Source organism: Bradyrhizobium sp. STM 3843 (assembly GCF_000239815.1).
Lineage (GTDB): Bacteria > Pseudomonadota > Alphaproteobacteria > Rhizobiales > Xanthobacteraceae > Bradyrhizobium.
Window position 1 is genome coordinate 1 of record NZ_CAFK01000202.1, and the last position, 9,026, is coordinate 9,026.

A 9,026-nucleotide genomic window follows, 5' to 3' on the forward strand; every position below is an offset into this window, starting at 1 on the left:
GCTACTATCGCTATCCTTCCGGTGAGTACGTCGCGGTCGATCCGCGCTCCTGCTACTGACGAAAAGCGCTACGAATTATTAACCTAGTTGAAAGCCGGGGTGCGTCGCACCTCGGCTTTTTGCTGGTCGCGATGCGATTTCGCGGCGCTCGGAGTGTCCGACGACATCATTTTGGTCAGCCGACGACATCGCGTTGAAACAAACGCCGCGCAGCATCTTAGGCCATTCGGTCGAGCGCACATGCGTGGTGCAAGGTGCGCCAGTGAATTGGAAGACGGCCATGCTTGCAGAAAAATTCATTTTGTTGCTGGAAACGCTGCGAAGCCAGAGCGCCTGGGATCAGAGCCCCCGTGTGATCAGCACATCGCCCCACATCTCAGTCCAGCTGCCGCGGACGGCCCCGGACTCCAAATCGAGCCGTGCCGGTTGAGTAGCTCCGTTTAGGGAGCAGCGCGGACGAATAAAAGAAAGCCCCGGTCTGGACCGGGGCCTCGACAGCAGGGCCGTTCGACGGCTAGTTCCGGGCGGCGGATTGTTATTGCCGGTCATTACGACGACGGCTCCTTCGTTTTCGTCGGAGGCGAAGGAAATCTAGGATCGGGGGAGCCGTTCCTCTCGGTCGGCTCCTCCGGCTCGCCATTAGCGAAAACGATATCCGGGTGAGGGAGAGCGAGCTCATCCGGCGTTGCCTCGCAGGGCTTGATCTCAAAATCATTGTCCAGGATCTTTTCGCCATGCGTGCCAAGCGTGACGAGATCGGCGCGCTCGGCGGCCTCCCAGACCTCTCGTTCGGTACGAAACGGGCGGGTCAGTCTTTCATCATTCTCGAACAGAGCGTAGGGCACCGCACACTCCGGATCCTGACATCGCGGCGTTTGACGCGATCTTGAGCATCTCCGCCGCGCACGGAAAATCCGCGCCCGTCGTCAACGACACTGGACCGGGGGTGTTCCCCGCGATGAACGGGGTGCTCGATGAATTGTGACAAGGCCGGAGAGCGCCTAGCGCCCTCAGCGGGGAACGATGCAACCGGCGTCTCATTGACCGGCATTCCAACTCATCAGGGAGTAGGCAATGGATTTGTCGGGAAAGAGGATCGCGATTCTGGCCACCAACGGGTTCGAGCAGTCCGAGCTGGAAGTGCCGCGCGACCGTTTGAAGCAGGCTGGCGCAACCGTGGACATTGTTTCGCTGGCTGCGGGCGAGATCAAGGGCTGGGACAAGAAGGACTGGGGCCGTCCGGTCAAGGTGGACAAGACCCTGGATGAGGCCTCGGCGTCAGACTACGACGCCATCGTGCTGCCAGGCGGGCAGATCAATCCGGACCTGCTGCGCGTCGAGCCAAAGGCACTGAAATTCATCAAGGACATTTTCGATGCCAAGAAGGTCGTCGCCGCAGTGTGCCACGCGCCTTGGCTCCTCATCGAAACCGGGATCGCCAAGGGCCGCAAGATGACGTCCTACAAGTCGATCAAGACCGATGTGGCGAACGCCGGCGCCACCTGGGTGGAGGCGGAGGTGGTGGTCGATCAAGGCGTGATCACCTCGCGCTACCCAGGCGATCTCGAGGCGTTCAGCGCCAAGATCATCGAGGAGGTCAAGGAAGGCCGGCACTTCCAGCGCAGCGCTGCTTGAGCCGCCCCAAGCTCGATCCGTCAGTTCAAGGCCGCGCGCTGCGCGCGGCCTTGGGGCGGGCGCGAGCCTGACGACGGGTTGATCTGTCAAGGTTGAACAGGTGAACGACCCCAGCGCTCGAGGGGTCGAACGCTGAGGCCGCATTCCACACGGAGTGCTCCCGACGTGATGGGGGAACGCCGCCAGGAGCCGAGTAAAGACGCGCGGCAATTCACATTGTTCCTAATGATGGCTGATCGCACCACGTTCAGTCAGACGTGGATTCGATCTGGAAAATTGGCTCCGGCGCGATCGGATCGAGCTCTCCGACAGACAAGCCCATTCAACAGATTAAGACCGACCGCACGGTTCCGTACGGGCCCGGAACTTCCGCTGATCTCACCTGTTGCCGGATTTTACAGCGCCCGGAGGTGCCGCCATGAGAGAGAAGGCCAAGGTCGGAAAGTATGACGCACCGGCGGGCGGTTGGGGCTCGCTGCATGCGGTGGCGAGCATCCTGACCCAGGAAGAGGTTGCGCTGCTCGGCAGCGAGATCCTGCTGAAGCAGAACAAGCCGGACGGCTTCATGTGCGTGAGTTGCTCCTGGGCCAAGCCGGCAAAACCGCGTCCGTTCGAGTTCTGCGAAAACGGCGCCAAGGCGACAGCCTGGGAAATCACGCGCAAGACCATCGGACCGGAGTTCTTCGCCCGGCACACGCTGACCGAATTGCGCGGATGGTCCGATCATCAGCTGGAGGAGCAGGGGCGTCTGACCCATCCGATGCGCTACGATGCCGGGTCGGACACCTACGTGCCGGTGTCCTGGGAGCAGGCGTTTCGCGATATCGGCGCCGAGCTGAAGCAGCTCGATCCACGGTCGGTCGTGATGTACACGTCAGGCCGAGCCTCGCTCGAGACCAGCTACATGTATCAGCTGTTCGGGCGCATGTATGGCACCAACAATTTCCCCGACAGCTCCAACATGTGCCACGAATCGACCTCCGTGGCTCTTCCGGAGGTGATCGGCGTTCCCGTCGGGACGGTGCTGCTGCCGGACTACGAGAAGGCCGATTGCATCCTGTTCTTCGGCCAGAACACGACGACCAATTCGCCACGCATGCTGCATCCTCTGGAGGAGGCGGCGAAGCGCGGCGTGCCGATCATCACCTTCAATCCGCTGCGCGAGCGCGGGCTCGAGCGGTTCACCAACCCGCAGAACCCGATCGAGATGCTGGTGACGGGCGGCACGCGGATCAGCACGCAATATCATCAGCTGCGTATCGGCGGCGACGGCGCAGCCCTGCTCGGTCTCTGCAAGGCCGTGATCGAGGCCGATGACGCGGCGCTGGCAACCAAGGGCCCGCGCGTGCTGGACGTGATGTTCATCGAGCAGCACACGTCCGGATTCGAGGAGTTTGCCAACTGCTGCCGGCAGGCGTCCTGGAGCGATATCGAGCGTGCATCTGGTCTGAGACGGTCCGAGATTCTCGAAGCGGCAAAGGTCTACGCCAAATCCCACGCGGTGATTGCCAATTACGGAATGGGCATCACCCAACATCGCCATGGGGTCGAGACGGTCAAGATGATCGTCAATCTGCTGCTTCTGCGCGGCAACATCGGCAAGCCCGGCGCCGGCATCTCGCCGGTGCGTGGTCACTCCAACGTCCAGGGCCAGCGCACGGTGGGGATCTCCGAGAAGACCAAGCTGGTGCCTCTCGACAAGCTGGCGGAGCTCTATCAGTTCGAGCCGCCCCGCTGGGACGGGCTGAATACGGTCGACGCGTGCGAAGCGATCCTGAAGGGAGAGGTCAAGGGCTTCATCAGTCTCGGCGGCAATTTCCTGCGCGCGGTGCCCGAGCGTTCGCTGATGGAGCCGGCGTGGTCGAAACTGCGCCTCTCCGCGCAGATCGCGACCAAGCTCAACCGCACCCATCTGGTTCCGGGCGAGGTCACCTATCTGCTGCCGTGTCTCGGACGCATCGAGGTCGATGTCCAGGCCACCGGCCCGCAGGCGGTTGCAATGGAAGATTCGACGACATGCATCCACGGCTCCCGCGGCCAGCGCAAGCCGGTCGCGCAGGGGCTGCTGTCGGAGCCGGCGATCGTGGCAGGGATTGCGAAGGCAACACTGCCGCCCAATCCGCATATCGATTGGGATGCCTGGATCGGGGACTATTCGCTGGTGCGCGACGCGATCGAGCGGACCTATCCCGAGCAGTTCAAGGATTTCAACGCGCGCTTGTTTCAGCCCGGCGGTTTTCCGCGGCCGCTCGGCGCCCGCGAGCGCAAGTGGAAGACGCCGACGGGCAAGGCGACGTTCACGGTGCCCAAGGCTGCGCTCATTCCGCCGCAAGAAGGAGGCGGTGTCTATCAGCTGATGACGTTGCGCGCCGATGGCCAGTTCAACACGACCATCTACAATGAGGACGATCGATTCCGCGGTGTCACCGGCGGCCGCCACGTCGTGTTCATGAACAAGGGCGACATGGCCGAGCTCGGACTGATCCAGGATGATTTCGTGACGTTGAAAACCGAGGCGAATGATGGCGTCGAACGATCGCTGGGCGGTCTGCAGGTGGTCGCGTTCAACATTCCGCGCAACAGCATCGCGGCCTACTACCCGGAATGCAACGGGCTGATCCCGCTCTGGCACTATGCCGAAGGCAGCAAGGTTCCGGCGGCCAAGTCGGTCCCGGTTCGCATCACAAAGGACGCGGCGCGCGCTGCCTAGCCGACGGCGCGCTGCCGTGACGCGACCGTTGTCACGCTCGCCGGCGTGGGATGCACGGCCGCGCTGATTGCGGCGCGGCCGAGCGGCACCAGCAGCCGGCAGATCAGCCCTTCCGGCCGCCAATCGAACACGGCCTCGCCGCCGAGCTGGCTCTCGACGCTCGCCATCAGGCTGCGCGTTCCAAAGCCCCGTGAAGTCGGGGTGTGCACCAGCGGACCTCCGGTCTCGATCCATATCAGATCGAACCGGTCATTCTCGATGCTCCAACTGACGGACACCTGACCGCTCAGAACGGACAGGGCGCCATATTTCGCCGAATTGGTGACGAGCTCATGCAAGGCGAGCGCAAGGGTCTGCGCCGTTGCCGGCTGCAATTGCAGCTCCGCTCCCGAAAAGGAGATCTGTCCGCCAGTCGTGTACGGCGCCACTTCTTCGGCCACCAGGCGGCCGATTTCGGCGCCTTGCCAGCTCGACAACGACAGGATGGTGTGGACGCGCGCCAGCGCGCTGATACGGCCTTCGACCGCCCGCACATAGGCTTGGACGTCCTCTGCGCGGGTCAGGCGGACGATGGACTGCGCCAAGGCCAGTGCGTTCTTAGCACGATGATCGACTTCGCGCGTCAGCAGGGTCTGGCGTTCCTCGGCGCGCTTGCGGTCGGTGATATCAACCGTAACTCCGCTCACGCGCAAAACGCGCCCCGTGGCGTCGGTGGTGGCCGCAGCCGTCGCGACGCACCAGCGCTGTTCGCCGTCAGGCCGGTTGATGCGAAACTCCGCTTCAAACGATCTGACACCCTTGTTGAAATCGGCGATGAGGTGCTGCAGCCGTGCGACGTCCTCCGGATGAAGCCGCGCCATGATGTTCGCCGAGTTGACTTCGAAACCGCGGGGATCGACGCCGAAGATGCGGTACTGGCCGTCGTCCCACATCCAGTCGCCGTTCACGCCATCCCAATCCCACGAGCCCATCTTTCCGGCGGCAATCGCCATGCTCCGCCGCTGCTCGCTTTCGACGAGCTGGGCCGTCGACTGTTCGAGCTCGGCGGTGCGTGCGCGCACGCGGTCCTCAAGCTCGGTGTTGAGATGCTCCAATTGCCGGGTCTTGCGATAGAGCTCAGCAAACACCTTGATCTTGGCGCGTAGCACTTCCGGGACCACCGGAACCGGAACATAATCGACGGCGCCCATCTCATAACCGCGCAAGCGATCGAAGTCGCTGACCTGGATCGCCGAGATGAAGATGATCGCGATCTTCTGGAACCGCGGATGTTCGCGGATCATCGCAGCGAGCTCGAAGCCGTCGAGCTCTGGCATGCACACGTCGACCAGGATGACCGCGATCTCGGTCTTCAGGAGAATTTCCAGCGCCTCGCGGCCGGAGGTCGCGACCACGAGATTTTCGCCGAGTTCCTTCAGGATGACTTCATAAGCCAACAGCTTCGCCGGCTGATCATCGACCAGAAGGATGTTGACCTTTTCATGTTCCATCATCATCAGCCGTTCAGCGATGCAGCCACATGCGGATCGCAAGGAGCAGCTGTTCAGTGTTGACAGGCTTTGCGAGATAATCCGATGCGCCGGCTTCGAGGCACTTTTCGCGGTCTCCCTTCATGGCCTTCGCCGTGAGCGCGATGATAGGGAGCCGGGCGAAGATCGGGTTTTGCCGGATGACGCCTATGGTCTGGTAACCATCCATCTGCGGCATCATGATGTCCATTAGCACGATTGCGATCGTAGGATTGGTTTCGACGAGCTCGATCGCTTCGCTCCCCATCGTTGCGGTCAACACTTTCATGCCGCGCCGCTCCAGCACGCTCGAGAGTGCGAAAATGTTGCGGGCATCATCGTCGACGAGCAGCACGGTCCTGCCGACGAGATCCTCGTCGGAACTGTTGAGCTTCTCGAGCATCCGTTGCTTCTCGGCCGGAAGTTCCGTGATGACCCGATGCAGGAACAGTGCGGTTTCGTCCAACAGGCGTTCCGGGGACTCGACACCCTTCACAACGATGCTACGTGCCATCGTGTGAAGTTCCGCATCTTCCTCGGCGGACAACTCGCGCCCGGTGAAGACCACGACCGGCACGCCCGAGAGGGATGAGTCCGAGCGGAGCTGATCGAGCACATCGAAGCCGCTCATGTCGGGCAGGCGCAGATCGAGCACCACGCAGTCGCAAGGAGAGTCGCGGAGGACATTAAGAGCATCCGCGCCTGTATCGGTGGCGATGATTTCGATGTCGTCGTGGTCAAGCAGCTCGCGGATGCTGAGCTGCTCGGCCGGATTGTCCTCGACGATGAGCAGGCGCTTGCGACGTGGCTTGGCATATTCCTTGATTTGCGCCAATGCCGCGCTCACGCCTTCGGTCGTGGTCGGCTTGTTGACGAAGGAGAAAGCGCCCCGCGCCAGGGCGTGCTGGCGGTCTTCGTCCAGCGTGATGATCTGCACGGGAATGTGCCGCGTCAGCGGATTGTGCTTGAGCTGGCTCAGCACCGTCCATCCCAGCATATCCGGCAGGAAGACATCGAGCGAGATCGCGGCGGGCTGATATTGCTTGGCAAGGTCGAGCGCTTCGGCGCCACGGCTGGCGACCAGGACCTTGAAGCCCTTGTCGCGCGCAAGGTCGATCAGCACGCGCGCGTAATGCGGGTCATCCTCGACGATCAGCAGGATGGTGTCGCCGGGGTCGAGATTGAGCCGGTCGTCCGGCAGCTGTTCGATCACACGCTCCTGGGTCGCCGGCTGCTGCAGGGCCGGGGACTGAACATATTGCGAGGAGGGCGCAGAGCTGATGCGCGGCGCGACCGCCGGGCCGGCATATTTCAGTGGCAGATAGAGCGTGAAGGTGCTGCCTTTACCCGGCGCGCTTCTGAGATGGATTTCGCCGCCCAGCAGGTTCGCAAGCTCGCGGCTGATCGCGAGTCCAAGGCCTGTGCCACCATATTTGCGACTGGTGCCGGCGTCGGCCTGCTGGAACGCCTCGAAGATCAGCTTCTGTTTTTCCTGTGGAATGCCGATGCCCGTATCAGTCACTTCGAACGCGATCACCGCAGGCGCGGTGTTGAGCACCGGGTGCTCGGCACTCCAGCCGCCGAGCGCTGCTGATACCTTCAGCCCGACGCCGCCTTCGGCCGTGAACTTGAAGGCGTTGGAGAGCAGATTTTTCAAGACCTGCTGCAACCGTTTGGAGTCGGTGACGATGCTTCGCGCCAGGTTCGGATCGACCTCGATGTTGAAGGACAGCTGGCGATTGTCGGCCTCGTGCCGGAACGGCCGGCCGACCGTCTCCAGCAGATTGGAGGTGAGGATCTCTTCGGCATCGACCGTGACCGTGCCGGACTCGATCTTGGAAAGATCGAGAATGTCGCTGATCAAGTTGAGCAGATCGGTGCCGGCGCCGTGGATGGTGCGGGCGAATTCGACCTGCTTGCCGGTCAGATTGCCGTCCGGGTTTTCGGTCAGCTGCTGACCAAGGATCAGGATGCTGTTCAGCGGCGTCCGCAGCTCGTGCGACATGTTGGCCAGGAACTCGGACTTGTACTTCGAGGTCAATGCGAGCTCGGTCGCCTTTTCCTCCAGCGCACGCCGGGCCTGCTCGATTTCCTGATTCTTGCGTTCCACTTCGACGTTGCGCTCGGCGAGCTGCTGCGCCTTCTGTTCGAGCTGTTCGTTGGTCTGCTGCAGCTCGCGCTGCTGGGCCTGCAGCTCGGCGGCGAGCTGCTGCGACTGTTTCAGCAGGCCCTCGGTCTGCATCGTCGCCTCGATCGAGTTGAGCACGATGCCGATGGAGTCGGTGAGCTGCTCCAGGAAGGTCATCTGCGACGTCGTGAACGTGCTCAAGGACGCAAGCTCGATCACCGCCTTGACCTGGTTTTCGAACAGCACCGGAAGCACCACCAGATTGCGCGGCAGCGCGCGCATCAGAGCCGAGCCGACCGGCACGGCGTCGGTCGGGATATCGGCGACCAGCCGCTGCCGCTTGTCCATGGCGCACTGGCCGACCAGGCTCTCACCGAACTGCAGCACCTGCGGATGCGGAAAGATCCCGTCATCGGCATAGGCGGCGAGCAGCCGCAGCTGTGGCGAATACTCGTTCTCGACCTGATAGATGACGCCGCGATGCGCATTGACCAGCGGCGACAGCTCGGTCAGCAGCAGCCGGCCGACCGTGGTCAGGTCGCGCTGGCCCTGCAGCATGTTGGTGAATTTCGCGAGGTTCGTCTTCAGCCAATCCTGCTCGGTGTTGACGTCGGTCGTGAGCCGCAGATTGGTGATCATCGTGTTGATGTTGTCTTTGAGCTCGGCGACTTCGCCGCGCGCATCGACCTGGATCGAGCGGGTGAGGTCGCCCTTGGTCACGGCGGTGGCGACCTCAGCGATGGCGCGCACCTGCGAGGTCAGGTTTGCGGCGAGGAGGTTGACGTTGCCGGTCAGGTCCTTCCAGGTGCCGGCAGCGCCGGGCACATTGGCCTGGCCGCCGAGCCGGCCTTCCACGCCGACCTCGCGCGCCACGCTGGTAACCTGATCGGCAAAGGTCGCCAAGGTCTCGGTCATGTTGTTGATGGTTTCGGCCAGCGCCGCGACCTCGCCCTTCGACTTCACGGTCAGGTTCTGCTTGAGGTCGCCATTGGCCACCGCGGTGACCACCTTGACGATGCCGCGCACCTGCTCGGTCAGGTTGGCA

General features: G+C 62.6%; 4 protein-coding genes. 2 read left to right on the forward strand and 2 right to left on the reverse strand.

Annotated features, from left to right (window positions below; genetic code table 11):
• Positions 1–1,074 precede the first annotated feature (1,074 nt).
• Positions 1,075–1,635 (forward strand): type 1 glutamine amidotransferase domain-containing protein, encoded by a 561-nt coding sequence (locus BRAS3843_RS21790; protein WP_008971214.1) that lies wholly within the window; start codon positions 1,075–1,077, stop codon positions 1,633–1,635.
• A 418-nt stretch (positions 1,636–2,053) separates the two neighbouring features.
• Entirely contained in the window at positions 2,054–4,345 is a 2,292-nt protein-coding gene (locus BRAS3843_RS21795; RefSeq protein WP_008971215.1) for an FdhF/YdeP family oxidoreductase, read from the forward strand.
• On the opposite strand, the gene BRAS3843_RS21800 is transcribed toward BRAS3843_RS21795, so the two are convergent.
• Both BRAS3843_RS21800 and BRAS3843_RS21805 read right to left on the reverse strand, forming a co-directional pair.
• The gene (locus tag BRAS3843_RS21800) at positions 4,342–5,835 is read right to left on the reverse strand and encodes an HWE histidine kinase domain-containing protein (RefSeq protein ID WP_083841413.1); all 1,494 of its coding nucleotides are present in this window, start codon (positions 5,833–5,835) and stop codon (positions 4,342–4,344) included. The genes BRAS3843_RS21795 and BRAS3843_RS21800 overlap by 4 nt on opposite strands.
• Positions 5,836–5,848: 13 nt before the next feature.
• The coding region (locus BRAS3843_RS21805; RefSeq protein WP_035982419.1) for a response regulator at positions 5,849–9,026 on the reverse strand (3,178 nt) is incomplete at its 5' end.

What these genes read in the sequence shown, in the direction of transcription:
- BRAS3843_RS21790 (WP_008971214.1), top strand. Translation starts at nt 1,075, where the DNA reads ATGGATTTGTCGGGAAAGAGGATCGCGATTCTGGCCACCAACGGGTTC.
- BRAS3843_RS21795 (WP_008971215.1), top strand. Translation starts at nt 2,054, where the DNA reads ATGAGAGAGAAGGCCAAGGTCGGAAAGTATGACGCACCGGCGGGCGGT.
- BRAS3843_RS21800 (WP_083841413.1), bottom strand. Translation starts at nt 5,835, where the DNA reads ATGGAACATGAAAAGGTCAACATCCTTCTGGTCGATGATCAGCCGGCG.